Raw genomic sequence first — 15,794 nt, forward strand, 5'->3', positions numbered from 1 at the left:
GAGTAGTGCAGATAGTGCCTTACAATCTGTTGTCACTCAGATTGATGGTGTTGCTGTTAAAACTATTACTAAAGCAGACAATACAGCCAACTTCCTCAAAGGTGACAACATTCTGTTGACCCCTGAAAGCGGTGGTATCAAGGTAGCGCTGGCCAAAGACTTAACCGGTCTTAATAGCGTCACGACAGGTAATACTGTGATGAATACCAGTGGCGTCAGTTTCACTGGCAGTACTGTAAACTTAAGCGGCACTGGTCTTAACAACGGTGGCAATCAGATCACAAATGTCAAAGCTGGTACAGAAGATATGGATGCCGTTAACGTTGGACAGTTAAATCTGGCTAATACTACCATTGATAAAGGCTTAAACTTTGGCGGAGACAGTGGTACAGATGTTAACCGTAAGCTTGGTCAAAAGCTCATTGTCAAAGGTGGCGATACTATTAATGCTGATTCAGCAACGAAAAATATCAGTGTCACGGCTAATGGGGATGATACTTTAACGGTCAGACTGGCTAAAGATATTAACCTTGGTGAAACTGGTAGTGTCACCACTGGAAATACTCAAGTTAATAATGCTGGTATTACGTTATATCGTGGTGACAACGGCCAAGTAGTTCTGACCAACAATGGTCTTAACAACGGCAATAATAAAATTACTAACGTTGCTGCTGGATTATTGAGCGCTACTAGTAAGGATGCGGTTAACGGTAGTCAGTTGTTTAAGACTAACGAAGACGTTGCCAAAGGTATTAAGTTTGACCTAAATGGTACAACAAAAACCTATGCATTAGGTGAGGCAATCCAAGTTGCGACTGATGCCAATATTACCACTACTGCTTTTGGTAATGGTGCGAAGTTCGGTCTAGCTGACACTATTAAAATCGGTGGCACTAGCGCAAATGCTGTGTCAATCGACGGTACTGCCGGCATCGTTAAAGGATTGACTAACACAACCTTTGATGCCAGTACAACTTATACCGGTGGTCAAGCAGCGACTCAGGAGCAGTTATCGGGTCTTCAAAGCGGCATAAGCGACACCTTCGATAAAGGTATCTCGTTTGGTGGCGATAACGCGCCAACGACCATCAAGCGTAAGCTTGGTGAAAAAATTATCGTCAAAGGTGGAGTAAGTGATCCTACAAAGCTAACGGATAGTAATATTGGCGTTATCGCTGATGGTACTGATACTCTGACAGTGAAATTGGCAAAAGACTTAACTGGACTTAACAGTGCAAGCTTTGGCAATGACGTTATGATTTCATCCAATGGCTTAAGAGCAGGGACTACCGTAATAAATACTGGTGGCGTCAGCTTCAGTGGTAGTACAGTAAGCTTAAGTAGCAGCGGTCTTAACAATGGCGGTAATGTTATTACCAATGTTGCACGAGGTGAAGCAACTACTGATGCTGTTAATGTTGGACAGTTAAACGAAGTCAAACAAAGTGCAGCTGATGCTAACAAAGGCTGGAATGTCAGTGCCCAAGGAGCAAATACCAGCACAGTGAAACCAAGCGATAAAGTCGACTTAAACAACACAGACAACAATATTACGGTCTCTAAAACAGCAGAGAGTAATAATGTTAGCTTTAATTTAAGTAAAGACATCGCGGTAGATAGCGTAAAAACTGGTGATGCTACGATGAATAGCAGTGGTCTAACTATCGCAGGTGGTCCTAAGTTTACCAAAACGAGTATTGATGCTGGTGGTAACAAGATCACCAATGTTGCTAATGGTGTTGTTGCGTTTGAAAGCAAAGACGCAGTGAATGGTGGACAATTGCAAGAGGTTATCACTGGTATTCAATCAGATGCAGCTGTATTAGCTTTAGAAATGGGCGCTGGACTTAACTTTAACGCTGATAGTGGTTCTGTTATCAACAAAAAAGCTGGTTCCAATCCACTTAGCTTTAAAGGTGGTAATAACATTACCACCACATCAGAAGGCAGTAGTATTAAGTTCGACTTGAATGGCAATATCAATGTAGAGAGCGTGACGACTGGTAATACGACGGTTAATAATAGTGGTGTTACTATTAAAAATGGCCCAAGTATGACAGCCGCTGGTATCTATGCAGGTAATGCCGAAACGGCCCCAAGTATGACGGCAGCCGGTATCAATGCTGCTGGCACTAAGGTAACTAACGTTGCTGATGGCATGGCACCTAGAGATGCGGTTAACTTCGGGCAATTAGACGCTGTTAGTAGAGGTTTAGGTAACAGCATCAATGAGCTAGGTTATAGAGTTGATGAAGTTGAAGATGACGCAAATGCGGGTATCTCAGCAGCCATGGCAATGTCTTCATTGCCCCAAGCCTACATCATAGGTAAGTCAATGATAGGCGGTGGTATTGCAACGTATAATGGTGAGAGTGCCGTCGCTATCGGCTTCTCTAAGTTATCTGATGATGGACGTTGGGTTATGAAGTTAAATGGTACTGCGGATACCCAGGGGAACGTAGGTGCTGCAATTGGTGCAGGTTTCCATTTTGACTAAACGATCTAAGCCAGATAATAATCAAAACTGTTAGTTAAACACAAAAAAGTAAGGCATCAGATGCCTTGCTTTTTTAATGGTGAACGATTAAACGCTAAAAACAAGTGACAGGGTATAGTGTACTGGCAATAATTTCTGTCGTATATTGGATCCATTTTAAAAACGATACAGTGCTATTGACTATAATTTTTTCTCGCTTGCTTTTCGTAGGCGTGACAAAGGCTGCAAAAAATTTATAGTCAATAGCATGTCATTACAATCGTATAGCTTTTATTTTGAACTGACTATAGTATCACCAAGAAATATTTGCTTTTAAATTATAAACTATTGTTAGCACGTTATAAAAAACTTAAGTGCCTATTTTAAAACTTAAGCTAACCAGCTTGTTTTTTATTGTAAAGTTGTTAATATGCTGCAATGAATTTTATTGTTAGTTTCGTATCAAACCCTTCGCTATGGTGAGGTTTGATTTTAATATGGAAGTTACTAGGAAAAAAGGTATGACATCAATTAATCATGAAGGTCGCGTACTGCACGACGGTTTAAATAAAAAAATCATGTCTGCTGATGAAGCAGCGGCATTTATTAAAAATGATATGAACGTCGGCATGAGTGGTTTTACTGGGGCGGGTTATCCTAAAGCCATACCAGCAGCACTTGCCAAACATATGGAAGCTGCCCACGCTCGCGGTGAAGAATTTCAAATTGGCTTACTGACTGGCGCATCTACTGCAACTGAATGTGATGGCGTATTGGCTGAAGCCAAGGGCATCAAATGGCGCACGCCGTATCAGTCAGAGCCTGCGCTGCGTAAACAAATTAACGCCGGTGAAGCGTATTATTTTGACATGCATTTATCGCATGTAGCTCAGCAAAGTACTATTGGATTCTACGGCGATATGCATATGGCTGTCGTCGAAGTATCAGGTATTTTACCAGATGGTCGCCTGATTCCTTCGACCTCAATTGGTACGAGTAATGCATGGTTAGAGAATGCTGACCAAATTATCTTAGAAGTCAACGCTCAGCAAAGCTTAATGTTAGAGGGTATGCATGATGTTTATAACGACATTGGTATGCCACCTAACCGTAAGCCTATTCCATTAGTCACGCCAGGCGGACGTATTGGTGTTCCATACTTACATTGTGATTTGGATAAAGTCGTGGCGGTTGTTTTAACCGACTCACCAGACCGCAACAGCAAGTTTGCTGATCCCGATGAATGCTCAAACAAAATCGCTAGCCATATCATTGATTTCTTCCATGATGAAGTTGAAAAAGGCCGTCTACCTGCTAACTTATTGCCTATCCAATCAGGTGTAGGTAACGTGGCTAATGCAGTACTAGCAGGATTACAGCACAGCTCGTTTGAGCAATTGACCGGCTATACTGAAGTATTACAAGACGGTATGTTAGACCTCATCATGTCTGGCAAAATGACCATGGCGTCTGCCACTGCACTGTCATTAAGCCCAGATGCACTAGAAACGTTTAATGCCAATCTTGAAGAGTTACGTGCTCGTATTGTGTTGCGTCCACAAGAGATTACCAATCACCCTGAAGTGGCGCGTCGCTTAGGGGTATTGGCAATTAATGCCATGATCGAGTGTGACCTTTATGGTAACGTCAACTCAACCCACGTCATGGGCACTAACATGATGAATGGCCTCGGCGGTTCAGGTGACTTTGCCCGTAACGCTTACACCTCATTCTTTGTATCGCCATCAGTAGCAAAAGATGGTGCTATCTCTTGTATCACACCAATGGTATCGCATCATGACCATACTGAGCATGATGTCATGGTCATTGTGACTGAGCAAGGTTTGGCTGACTTGCGTGGTCTTGCGCCGCGTCAACGTGCCCAAGCGATTATCGATAACTGTGCGCACCCAGATTATCGTCCGATGTTGCAGGATTACTTCGATCGCGCCTCTAGCACAGCAGGTATGCAAACGCCGCATATTCTTAATGAGTCGCTATCATGGCATCAACGTTATGTCGAAACAGGCGATATGCGCATCAAGTAAGTGTATAACGCTGTAAGTTTATAAAGCCATTCAACACAAAACACCGCTTGTCTGTTGTCAGATAAGCGGTGTTTATATATATAGGTTAGTCGTACGTAAGCGATGGTTTTAATAACTTAATTATGAGTGTTCAAATACTCAATCAACGGCTTAATACCAGAATCCGCCACACCAATTCCTTGCGCCACCAAGCGTCCTTCTTTATCCAAAACAGAAATCAGATTAGAGTGGTTAATATCGCCATTAGCAGCAAATTGATATTTAATATTTAGGGTGTTGGCAAGCATACGGGTACTGGCTTCATCACTACGAATCAAGCGCCAATTATCACCGAGCTCATTGTGTTCAGCAAAGTTTTTCATCACCTCAACGGTATCACGCTCAGTATCTAATGTGGCCAGTAAAAACTCAGTTTGTGCGCGTACTTCAGGCGTCATCTCCTTATAAATCTGCTTCATAGATTGAACCAAAATAGGACAAGTATGCTGACAGCTGGTATACGCCATCACCACCACTTGGTTTTTACCCTGAAGCTTATCAAGCTCAAAAGTATTGCCATTGTGGTCTGTCCAGTCGCCGCCCACCTGATAAATAGAGTAATCTTGCCCCAATGCTTCTGCAGGTTGTTGTGAATTCATGTCTTTATGATCCATGTCATTCATATCGTCATGAGCCATTACTGCAGGCTTAGAGTTAGCTCCAGACTTGGACTCAGTCTGTGTATCTTGTACAGCAGCCACTTCATTAGCGTCAGGATTACTACAAGCCAGTAAAGTAATACATAGCCCGCCAGCTAAAGTCAGCTTGATAGCATGAACCAATGGGTGAGTGGTGCTGTTTTGCCTGGTTTTTATTGTTTTCATAAGACAGTCCTTAAAAGCAATTAAATTCATTTTAAAATAGCGGCTAAATTAGCGTTTTAATACTCACTATTTTAGATAAAAGGTCTATCTGGCTGTTTACTTGCCAGCTTTATAAATCAATCGCGCAACATTAATCACTAGCACAGCGAAAGCCAAGACTACTAATGGTATATTTGGCTTCTAAGCTTGAGCGAAAGCCATAACGCATAAAGGCGGCATAGTCGCTTGGGTCGACGGCACCCGTAGCGCCAGATCCGCAAAACATCTGTTGGTTTAGGTTGCTGTCTGAGCGTGATTCGCCAGTGACTAAGCTATTGTTAAAATTCTCTGTCCATTCCCAAATGAGACCATGCAAGTCCTTGACGCCCCAATAGTTAGCAGGGCTTTGTCCGACATCAGCAAGTTGGTCTTTATTCCCAGCAGATTTGCCATACCAGTCCAGTATGCGCTGGTTATAACCAGCCTCTAAACTGCCATTTTTATTGGTAGTAGAAGCTTGTGCCACATATTCCCACTGCTCAACTGTGGGTAAGCGCTTGTTTTGAGAACGGCAATATTGATTGGCGGCATACCACGACACATTCACCACAGGCTTGCGAAAATCAGATTTTTTAGGCACAGAAATATCTTTTGTGTTTAGCCAATGCTTTAAGTAATTGGAATCTGCAAAGATGGGTGCGATAGCATGTTTTCTAAACTTCGGATTTGTTTTTAAAAACTGATAGAACTGTATATTGGTAACCGGTAATTCATCTATTTTAAATCTATCCACTGCCACTAAGGGCGAGTTTTTGCTCAAGTATAAAGGGCGGTAAGTACCCGGCTGTATCGCTAGTTCTTTTGCTTGCGCTTGCGTACTCATGAATCCAAAGTCTGTTGTTAGCGTCAGCGCACTGACGACCAATAACAACGCGAAAGAACGAGCATAAGCGGTTATAGTTTTGCAGCTTTTAGTGATGCGAGTAGAGGACATAATTAACCTCCTAGTTGCCCTAAAAAGGGCGGGGCGTATAGCGATCAATCAAGTAGTCAATAAAGCCGTTAGTCAATATAAAGAGTCTTATTTTCAAGGCTATATTTTGAAAACTTTATTTATAGTGACGGTGGAAAACCCTTACTGAGTCTGGCACCGCTTTCGACTTGACGATAAGATACTCGATTATCTACTTAAAAAACCAATCAGATTTATTGACGAGCCGCTTTAACCTCTTCAGGTGTGGTTTCGCCACCCTTATTACCCCAGCTATTCATGATATAAGTCACAACGTTAGCAACTTTCTCATCATCTAAAGCAACGGCTGGCATGACACTGTCATACTCTTGACCATTGACGGTGATTTTACCGCTTAAGCCATTTAAAATAGCACTGATGGCACGTTTGGGGTCTTTATTTAAATAGTCTGATTTGGCCAGTGGTGGAAAGGCTTTTGGCACACCAGTACCATCAGGTTGGTGACAGGCTGCACAGTTACTGGCGTAAATTGACTCGCCCATTTTAATTCTTTCTTGTTTGTTTGCAGCGACTACTTTTGGTGCAGGTGCATCATTCTTGCCAATACTCTGAGCGGCTGAACCTTCTGGTAAATAGACAGTTTCACGTACTTTTCCAGAGTAGATTCTTGGATCTTCAGGGCCTTCGACATTAATGATACCTAGCGCACCTTTATTGAATGCTCGGAAAATAGAATGGTCGACTATCACCAACTCACCCGGTACATCTACTTTGAACTGAGTAATGGCTGCGCCACCTGCCGGGATAAGCGTGGTTTGCACATTATGGTTTTCAGCTGAGCCGCCTTCCATATTGACCTTATCAAAAATTTCACCGATAACGTGAAATGACGATACTAAGTTAGGGCCACCATTACCGACAAATAAACGAACCGTTTCGCCAACTTTCGCTTGTAGCGAGTTTTCACCAGTTAGCGCGCCAACTGAGCCGTTAAATAGCACATAGTCAGCATCTTCTTTGACGGCTTTTCCCATATCAAAAGGTTGTAAGCCTTTATCGCCATAGTCACCTTTGGTATAGAAATCGCCTTGCATGACATAAAATTCACGATCAACTTTTGGTAAGCCTTCTTCTGGCTCGACTAAGATTAAACCATACATCCCGTTGGCAATATGCATCCCAACAGGCGCTACGGCACAATGATAGACGTACAAACCAGGCTTTAAGGCTTTAAAGTTGAATTCTGATGTATAGCCTGGAGAGGTGAACGAAGAAGCTGCACCGCCTCCTGGACCAGTCACTGCGTGTAAGTCAATGTTGTGCGGCATTTTAGAGTCAGGATGGTTGGATAGATGAAACTCAATTTCATCCCCTTGACGAACCCGTATAAATTGTCCTGGCACCTGCCCACCAAATGTCCAGAAGTTATACTCGACGCCATCCGCTAAACGCATGACCTTTTCCACGGTTTCCATTTTTACGATCACTTTTGCGGGATAATCGCGGTCGATGGGAGGCGGAACTTCAGGAGCATGGGTGATAATGGCATCAATAACGGGCAATTCACCGTCTTTAGTGTTCTGAGCCTTGTTGTCATTTTCGGCTTGTGTGTTTTCGGCACTGGTCGCATTAGTCTGTTCAGGGTTTGATTTATCGCAACCAACCATACCTGCTGTACTCAACGCTAACAAGCAAGCTAGGGCCAGTTTAGAGTAAGTAGGGGATTGATGTTGAGCGAATGTTGAATTGAAAAGACGCATAATGCTCTCCAGTAATTAAAAATAAGTGGCTTATTTAATAAAGCTCGATTTTTATCGGTCTTTGGCATCCTAACACTAATTTTGCAAGAAGCATAAATTAGGAATTAGATAACGAACTTATAAATTGGCTTCCATAAAATTCATTTTAAATGAATGTTTAAATATAAGCGAATACTTTCTGTAAGATTTGTTTACTTCTTTTATACTGATGAGTTATTAATTTATATATGAATTTGTGCAGTTAAGGAGGTTAGAAAATACATTGTAGTAAAGCTTTATATTCTGTGATTAAAGATAATAATTGCTATGATGTTGGAAGTAGGTTGGGGCTCTAACTATAAATCGCCTGAAAACCAATAAAAAAGCCTGTCTTAATATTAAGACAGGCTTTTTGTTAAATATTTCTGCTATTCAGCTATTAGTAACAATAAAAGAGATAGCACTCATTGAGGATAAAAAAACCCTATCAAAATTTTGTAAATCAAAGGCTTATAAAATAAAGCCTCATAAATCAAGACCTATGAGGGGTAAATGACTAACGGCTAGTAAAAAGTATGGTTCTTAAGCCGTTGCTTGTAGGCTGGTTAATAGTTACCTTGCTATCTAAGATATCGCCTCGATTATTTATTTTATAGCATTCTGATGAAGTGCCATCGGGATCATTGGCGAGAAGTAGGTTCTGCGAGGTTTCTATACAGAACCATGCAGTATTATTGGTATCTCTTGTCAAAGACCAGTCTTGTTTATACGTGCCTGTTTTTTTACGTTTGCTGCTGTCAGCATATATATCTTCCGTCAGCAATTGGCTAGAGCTGCCAACGGTTGCCATCTTAGGAATAGTCGTCGTCTGAGTGGCTAGCGAATACTCACCTGAGCTGTCGGTGAAGCCGTGGAATATCAATGGATTTAGAGTAAAGTAGTTGATTACAACTGACTGATCGGTGATTTGGTTATTCGTTTTATTAATCGTGTTTACTTCAGCACCTTGCACAGATTTATTGTTGAATACCATACTGCCTTTAGGTGTGATTGTAATGTCTGCTGAGGCACTTTGATTGCCCACCGTCGCCACTAAACTTTGGCTGCGTGCTTTGGTATAGATGTTGAGCATGGTTGCTTCAACGGGGTATTGGGTGACGATATTGTTTTGGTTATTATTGCCAGTCGTGCCACCATTCATACCGCCAGCACAAGCGCTTAAACTTAGTGCTACTGCGCCGCATAATGCTAATTTTTTCATGGTTTAATTCCTCAGTTTATTGAAATAGTCATACAAATATCTACTATAGTCGAATTTTTAAGCGATGGCATCTGCTGTGTATCCTTGACCCTGTTATTATTACATCACTATAACAACCAATGATTTTTCAGAAATTTAAGCCATATTTAAAAAGAGTGTTTTAAAGAGAGTTATCTAAAGATTAGCATAGCTAAATGTTTTTGCTAATTTAAATGCCTTTTAAAAATGTCAGTAACGTCTCTTTTTGCGCGGCAGGCAATTGCCTAAAGCGTGTTTTTGCTCCTTCTGCTTCACCGCCATGCCAAAGTATCGCTTCAGTTAAACTGCTGGCGCGACCATCGTGTAAAAATCGCGCTTCTGGGTCACGTGCCACAATGCCAATACCCCATAATGGTGGTGTGCGCCATTCAAAGCTTTCTGCATTTTTTTCTTTAACCCCATCATCAAGCGCTGCACCCATATCATGAAGTAATAAATCGGTATAGGGATAAATGGTTTGCTGTGAGAGTAGTGGAAAGCGAATACTATCACCAGTTTTTTGCTTTGGGTTATGACAGCTGGCACAGCCGACTTGGTCAAATAGCTGAGCACCTTTATTAAAGGTTGATATATTGACCAATCGACGCTCAGGAACCGCAAGCGCTGTCATAAAGTCAGTGACTGCATCTAAGCTGCTGTCAGAGACTTCTGGGCTACCGCCATTTGGTGCTGTCCAACAAATGGGCTGATTAACGGTACAATTGGGATCCATAAATACCGAAGTAGTCAAACCCATATCTTGCGACATAGCATTAGCATTTTGGGTGCGCAGACTTGAATTAATAGCTTTCCAGCCAAAGCGTCCAATCCGTTGTTGGGTGCCATCATTAACCCAATGTACGCGACCACTGACACCGTCTTTATTGCTATCATTAGGGTCAGCCGCCGCGATAATATTAGCCTCAGGAATCAGATCCAGTAAGCCCATACCGACCAGCTGTGGCGAGATACGTCCGCTGATAGCGGTATCGCTTAAAGGCTGACTCATCTCGGTTGGGGTGAAATTAAATGTTATACCGGCAGGTTTATTGTCCGTACTAGCTGTTATAACATAGCGCATATTACCTTCGGTCGCGATGCTAGGCTCAATGCTTTGATGCTGCATTTGCTCGCCGTAATAAGCATGAGCGGCACCTTGTTTGTCGCCCAGTCTGAATAAAATAGCGTCGCTTAGCTCGCCATTAATGGCATAGATAGGCTTACGTCCTTCTGCGCTATGGCATTGAGTGCAAGCATTAGCATTGAACAATGGTCCCACGCCATCAAATAGCACGCGACCTTGATTGGCTGGCGCCCATTCGGTGATAAATAACTCACGTCCTGGCGAAACGCTGCCTAAAGCACTGCTTGGCAGATTGGGCATGATTTGTAAGAATGGACGCGATATATCCGCAGAGATCGTGGCGCTGCCGCCTGCTGGTAGCCAATTAGTATCGGTTTCTGGTTCTTCAGGTTTGGTTGGTGGAGTAGGGTTACTAGGTGGATTGGGCGGATTAGATACGTTGTCATTTGAGCCATCTGAGCCGCCGCAAGCACTCAGTATTAAAGCGGTGCTTAAGCTGAGCAAGGTACGGCGCACAACCGGTAATAATGAAGTTGTTAAAGCAGCAGGTGGTTTTAAAAATAAGGACATGGGTTACCTAAGGATACGATGGCTAAGTAATAAGTTAAAATGAGTAAGCATAAATGTTAAGTAAAAGGGCAACACAATTTATGTCGCCCTTTTTAACTATTATTTTTCTTTATAAATATCAGTTATTTTGATGAAAGCAACTAAGCCATTATTGGTTATAGCTGACTTGGTAAATTAACGGGTATAGGGGTGTTGTACATCCAGATATGAGCAGCATCTTTACTACCTAATGAACCCTCAAAGCTCCATCCCCATGTAAATAAATCACCATTTTTAGCAGGTGTACTATGGTCTTGATTGAGCGGTTTCTCTTGAGCGATGAGATGCATGGCTCCCATTGCCATATTACTGATATTCTTTAAGTTAGGTAGCTTGTTCGTTGGTTCATCCAGATCGTCATAAACCGTTTTGCCTTTGCTATCTGTTTCACCAAACATACCCCACGCATAAAGAAGGCCATCTGTCGATGAGCCATTACTCGATGCGACCTTGTCTAATAGCGCATAGCTCGCATTGCCATTAGCATAGACACGGCGAATATCTTTATCAGCAAACCATGGCAGTTTGGTTGGCGTGGTAACGGTATTTGCCCATGCTTTTTCAGTACCACTAAATAGCTCGCCGTTGTAACCTACTTGGCTGGTTGCATTCAATCCCCAAGCGTAAACAGATTCTTTGTTGGTTAATGCCAAGACATGGTCGCGTCCAGCGGCAAGCTGGGTTACCTTTTCTTTTTTTATTTCCTTTTCCGCTTCTAGGCCTTGAGCTATATTAGCGTCAGCCGGATTGGTGTTAATTACATTAATAAGGACAGGCGTTGCGTTGATATTGATGCAATTATTGACTTTATTACATTCTTGACCACGCCCAAGGTTGGCATAAGCGTCGCTGCCCCAACCCCAAACCTGACCTTTATCGTCTAAAGCATAAGAGCTGCTTGCACTAGCAACCACTTGTACAATGTGCCCAACACCGTCTGACGCTGAAAAGTCGACTTTGACCGGTGTACTGCTGTCTATAGACGTGCTATTGCCAAGCTGACCTTGTCCGTTGGCACCAAACGCCCAGACATTACCATCTTTGGTGAGCACCAAATTGTGCTTATAGCCAGCCGCTACCATCACAGCATTCTCAATACCCGCAATGGCACCGATATCAAGACGGCAGTCAGCCGTTTTACTACAGTCGTTACGACCTGTGCTGCCGCGCCCTAATTGCCCAGAAATATCTTCACCCCAGCTATAAACCAGCCCCTTATCATCAATAGCAAGCGAGTGGTTTTGATTAAACTTAATAGAAAGCAAGTTATTTGGCGCACTGTTCATGAGCATTGGTGTATTTGGATGTCCCATGGTATCGGCTATTTTGCTTGTCAGTACGAGACCTGTTTGACCATAGTTATTACGACCCCAACCATAAAGTTGTCCATCACGTAGGGCACCGGTATGTGAGCCACCGGCGGCGATCGTATCGCCCAAATAGATAGTTTTGGTTGAGCGCATGATATTGCCAGCATTGTCTGTAGCTTCTAAGGTAATTGTATTGCTACCAAGGTCTAATAAAATCCGATCGCTAAAATAACCATCTGTATCAACCTTTAATAATTGGGCTGATTTTTTGTTTAAAGCGTAAGTTAATGATTTGATACCGCTACTATCTTGCACTTGACCCGAGACAAACATTGCCGCGACAGCGCTATCGCCAGTAGAAAAGTTACTATCGGTCGTTAATAATGGCGGTGTCCCATCAATGATTTCTGTAGTAGTGTCAGAATCATTGCCACAAGCAGTGAGAATCAAGGTAGCGGTAACGAAAGCGACTGCTTGAGTGAGATGAGATAAACGCATAAAAGCCTCAATAGATCATCAATAAAAGGAAGGTAATAGCAATGCCAATCTTAAAAATAAGGATACATAGCAAAATAGCAGTAACGATTATTGCGAATAATATTACAAATGATAATTATTATCAATATATAAATAGGGGTGATAGCAATGGGAACGGTTTAACTACGTGCTATTACTGACTGCTGGCATTACTATCAGTGAATGCTTGCATTGCTTTTATTCTAATAATGCGTGGGGTAGGTGAGCTTTTATCAATAGCTAATAACAACGCTAAAACTGAGTCACATATAAAGGTATGGGGTGTGGCGAGGATGATTTTTGCGAAATCTATACTACAAAGCTCATGAGGAAGCGACGTCGCACGTTACCGTAATTTTGCCATTTGCCATTTGCCATTTGCCGTTGCCATTTTCAATTGAGCATGGTTAGTAGTAAGATAATAGCCCTCATTTCAAACTTAAGTGGTTACCATAAATACCCATGACTTCTTCACTTCATCGCCTGTATTCTTTTCGTCGCTGTCCTTATGCCATGCGCGCCCGTCTAGGACTCTTGTTCGCCGAGTTACAAGTGGAGCTGCGAGAGATAGTATTGAAAAATAAACCCGCCCAGATGCTAGCAATTAGCCCGAAAGGCACTGTGCCTGTTTTACAGGTTTTTGATGCTACTGTGGATGCTATTGTAGATGGTGCAGTGATTGAAGAGAGCAGGGAGATAATGACGTGGGCGCTTGAGCAACAAGATCCGCAAGGGCTTTTGGATACAAAGTTTTTACATCAAGCCAATGCTCTGATCAAGCAAAACGACAATGAATTTAAACATTGGCTAGATCGCTATAAATATGCCGACCGTCATCTTGAAATGACCCAGACAGAGTATCGGCAACGAGGTGAAGTATTCTTGCAGGTATTAGAAAAACTATTGGCTAAAAATAAGTATTTGCTGGGCGATAGTATTAGTATCGCCGATATTGGCATCATGCCTTTTGTCCGCCAATTCGCCCATGTCGATCGCGATGTTTTTTACAGCTTACCTTACCCCAATTTACAGCAGTGGCTACAACACTGGTTGGAACACCCCCTCTTTCTACAAGCTATGATTAAATTTAAACCGTGGCAAGAAGGGGATGACGTGATAGTTTTTCCTGCCTCTTTAAACGACCTCAATTAGTGATATGATAAAAGCCTCGTTTTAAACTTAAGAGGTTACCATGACCGTTGATCTCAATAGCCGTTACGGCTTAACTCCTGCACATAGCGAAGTGGTAGAAGCATGCAAAATTATCGAGCCGTGCGACACCTTAGATATGGGTTGTTCGAATGGGCGTAATGCTCTGTACCTTAGCCAAAACGGATTTAACGTTACCGCGATAGATGCTAACCCCAGTGCTATAGATATGCTGAAAAGCATCATTAATGAAGAAGGTCTGACCAATATTAAGGCTGAAGTGTACGATATTAATCGTGCAAGCCTTGATGCGGATTATGGATTTATTTCCTGTACGGTAACCTTAATGTTTCTTGATCCGGCTCGTGTTGACGCTGTTATTGCTGACATGCAAGCGCGTACTTTGCCTGCTGGTTATAACCTGATTGTTTGTGCTATGAGTACGGCACAGTACCCATGCCCAGTTAATTTCCCATTTACCCTAAGCGCAGGACAACTGCGCGACGCTTATGAAGGATGGGAGCTGATTAAGTACAATGAAGACCTAGGTACGATGCATAATGGCGCGCAATTACAATTTGCGACTGTGCTGGCACGTAAGTCCAGTTAGCCAATAAATTTTGACAACGTTAAGTAATTGAAGTTCATTAATTAATTAAAAAAAGGTTGCTAGTGCTATATTAGCTATAGCGTTTGCAACCTTTTTTGTATGACTAAATCGGGTCGCTACAATTATAGTAGCGTCTGCTTGGATTTTACTAATACTATTGTTAATACTTACAACAAATAGTTCTCCTGAACATACGAAATACACAGCTCATAAAAGGCTTGGGCAGGTGGAGAGATAGATTTATTGGCCAGTTTAAAGATACCAATTTGTCTGTTTAAAGAAGGGTCAAGTAAGTTTATCCAGATCAGTTCGGGTTCATTAGCAGGGAAGGCGAGTTTCGGTAAGGTCGTGATACCCAAATCGTTTCTCAATAATGAAAACAATGAGGTGATGTTTTCTACCGTGTAGCGAGCCTTGCGATTGAGCACTTCTGCGGGTGTATTCTCAAGTAGTCTACAGGTGCCATTATAAATAAATGGCTGCGTTAAGAGTTGTTGCCATTTCAGCCCTTTTTGTACTTCACTTTTTGACGGCTTTGATAGCTGCTCTGATAAACGATTTAGCTCGTTGCTTTTAAGACAAACTACCCCGATAGGATCTGATATGAGCAGGGTAAAATCAATCTCTTTTTCGTCGATACTGGTGCAATTCCCTAATGCCAAATCTACTTCACCCGTAAGCAAGCGATTCGCCACTCCCACCGCATTATCATCTATTAAGACGATTTCGATATCCGGATATTTCTTTGAATAAGCGACCAAGACGCTAGGCAGTAGCTTGGTGACCAATGATGGCACGCTGGCAATTCTTATCTTTCCTTTGTCCCCTGATGCTATGGCTTGTAAATCATCTTCTAATGCTTGATAGACACTGAGAAATTGCTGGATTTTGGGTACACAACCTTCTCCAAAAGCTGTCAGCGTCGCCTTATTACCAACTTCAAACAAACGCTGATCTAGCGTCTTCTCAAGCTCCTTTATTGATGCCGATATTGCGGCTTGTGAGCGATTGGCACGATTGGCAGCCGCGCGAAAGCCGCCTTCTTCTACCACGAATAAAAAATGTCGTAACTGCTGTAATTTCATAGTGGTTAGCGCCTTTATGCTTGCTGATATTACAAGAAATAAGATAACTTCAGATGATAGATTAAATCTATCAT

The 15,794-nt window shown here is 42.3% G+C and carries 11 protein-coding genes; 4 read left to right on the forward strand and 7 right to left on the reverse strand.

What is annotated here, in order from left to right; genetic code table 11:
• Both CAN34_RS03235 and CAN34_RS03240 read left to right on the forward strand, forming a co-directional pair.
• On the forward strand, positions 1-2,497 hold a 2,497-nt coding region (locus CAN34_RS03235), incomplete at its 5' end, for a YadA family autotransporter adhesin (protein ID WP_174668339.1).
• A 500-nt stretch (positions 2,498-2,997) separates the two neighbouring features.
• Positions 2,998-4,524, forward strand: coding sequence for an acetyl-CoA hydrolase/transferase family protein (locus CAN34_RS03240; protein ID WP_089554425.1), 1,527 nt, complete (start codon positions 2,998-3,000; stop codon positions 4,522-4,524).
• 116 nt (positions 4,525-4,640) lie between these two features.
• On the opposite strand, the gene CAN34_RS03245 is transcribed toward CAN34_RS03240, so the two are convergent.
• From CAN34_RS03245 to CAN34_RS03270, 6 genes are all read right to left on the reverse strand, one after another.
• Positions 4,641-5,387 carry an SCO family protein gene (locus CAN34_RS03245; protein ID WP_165767605.1) on the reverse strand — a complete coding sequence of 249 codons (747 nt, stop codon included), beginning with the start codon at positions 5,385-5,387 and terminating at the stop codon, positions 4,641-4,643.
• 130 nt (positions 5,388-5,517) lie between these two features.
• A complete protein-coding gene (locus CAN34_RS03250) occupies positions 5,518-6,360 on the reverse strand; it encodes a formylglycine-generating enzyme family protein (RefSeq protein ID WP_254423066.1) in 843 nt (280 codons plus the stop codon).
• A 212-nt stretch (positions 6,361-6,572) separates the two neighbouring features.
• Positions 6,573-8,099: a copper-containing nitrite reductase gene (nirK, locus tag CAN34_RS03255; RefSeq protein WP_254423067.1), complete on the reverse strand. Its 1,527-nt coding sequence runs from the start codon at positions 8,097-8,099 to the stop codon at positions 6,573-6,575.
• Positions 8,100-8,634: 535 nt separating this feature from the next.
• A complete protein-coding gene (locus CAN34_RS03260) occupies positions 8,635-9,339 on the reverse strand; it encodes a hypothetical protein (RefSeq protein ID WP_089554427.1) in 705 nt (234 codons plus the stop codon).
• Between the two features lie 208 nt (positions 9,340-9,547).
• Entirely contained in the window at positions 9,548-11,011 is a 1,464-nt protein-coding gene (locus tag CAN34_RS03265) for a di-heme oxidoredictase family protein (RefSeq protein WP_089554428.1), read from the reverse strand.
• A 155-nt stretch (positions 11,012-11,166) separates the two neighbouring features.
• On the reverse strand, positions 11,167-12,858 hold the full coding sequence (locus tag CAN34_RS03270) for a chromosome condensation regulator RCC1 (protein WP_089554429.1): 1,692 nt from the start codon (positions 12,856-12,858) through the stop codon (positions 11,167-11,169).
• 480 nt (positions 12,859-13,338) lie between these two features.
• Here CAN34_RS03270 and CAN34_RS03275 point away from each other — a divergent pair, with 480 nt between their 5' ends.
• On the forward strand, positions 13,339-14,028 hold the full coding sequence (locus CAN34_RS03275) for a glutathione S-transferase (RefSeq protein ID WP_089554430.1): 690 nt from the start codon (positions 13,339-13,341) through the stop codon (positions 14,026-14,028).
• A 40-nt stretch (positions 14,029-14,068) separates the two neighbouring features.
• Positions 14,069-14,635: a tellurite resistance methyltransferase TehB gene (gene tehB, locus CAN34_RS03280; protein ID WP_089554431.1), complete on the forward strand. Its 567-nt coding sequence runs from the start codon at positions 14,069-14,071 to the stop codon at positions 14,633-14,635.
• A 167-nt stretch (positions 14,636-14,802) separates the two neighbouring features.
• Here the strand turns inward: tehB and CAN34_RS03285 are convergent, their stop codons facing one another.
• A complete protein-coding gene (locus CAN34_RS03285) occupies positions 14,803-15,720 on the reverse strand; it encodes a LysR family transcriptional regulator (RefSeq protein WP_089554432.1) in 918 nt (305 codons plus the stop codon).
• Positions 15,721-15,794: the final 74 nt, after the last annotated feature.

It is taken from the genome of Psychrobacter sp. DAB_AL32B (assembly GCF_002224105.1).
In the GTDB taxonomy this organism is placed as follows: Bacteria; Pseudomonadota; Gammaproteobacteria; order Pseudomonadales; family Moraxellaceae; genus Psychrobacter.

Excerpts from the sequence above, each read along its gene's own strand:
- CAN34_RS03240 (WP_089554425.1), top strand. The coding sequence starts at position 2,998 with ATGACATCAATTAATCATGAAGGTCGCGTACTGCACGACGGTTTAAAT.
- CAN34_RS03245 (WP_165767605.1), bottom strand. The coding sequence starts at position 5,387 with ATGAAAACAATAAAAACCAGGCAAAACAGCACCACTCACCCATTGGTT.
- CAN34_RS03250 (WP_254423066.1), bottom strand. The coding sequence starts at position 6,360 with ATGTCCTCTACTCGCATCACTAAAAGCTGCAAAACTATAACCGCTTAT.
- nirK (WP_254423067.1), bottom strand. The coding sequence starts at position 8,099 with ATGCGTCTTTTCAATTCAACATTCGCTCAACATCAATCCCCTACTTAC.
- CAN34_RS03260 (WP_089554427.1), bottom strand. The coding sequence starts at position 9,339 with ATGAAAAAATTAGCATTATGCGGCGCAGTAGCACTAAGTTTAAGCGCT.
- CAN34_RS03265 (WP_089554428.1), bottom strand. The coding sequence starts at position 11,011 with ATGTCCTTATTTTTAAAACCACCTGCTGCTTTAACAACTTCATTATTA.
- CAN34_RS03270 (WP_089554429.1), bottom strand. The coding sequence starts at position 12,858 with ATGCGTTTATCTCATCTCACTCAAGCAGTCGCTTTCGTTACCGCTACC.
- CAN34_RS03275 (WP_089554430.1), top strand. The coding sequence starts at position 13,339 with ATGACTTCTTCACTTCATCGCCTGTATTCTTTTCGTCGCTGTCCTTAT.
- tehB (WP_089554431.1), top strand. The coding sequence starts at position 14,069 with ATGACCGTTGATCTCAATAGCCGTTACGGCTTAACTCCTGCACATAGC.
- CAN34_RS03285 (WP_089554432.1), bottom strand. The coding sequence starts at position 15,720 with ATGAAATTACAGCAGTTACGACATTTTTTATTCGTGGTAGAAGAAGGC.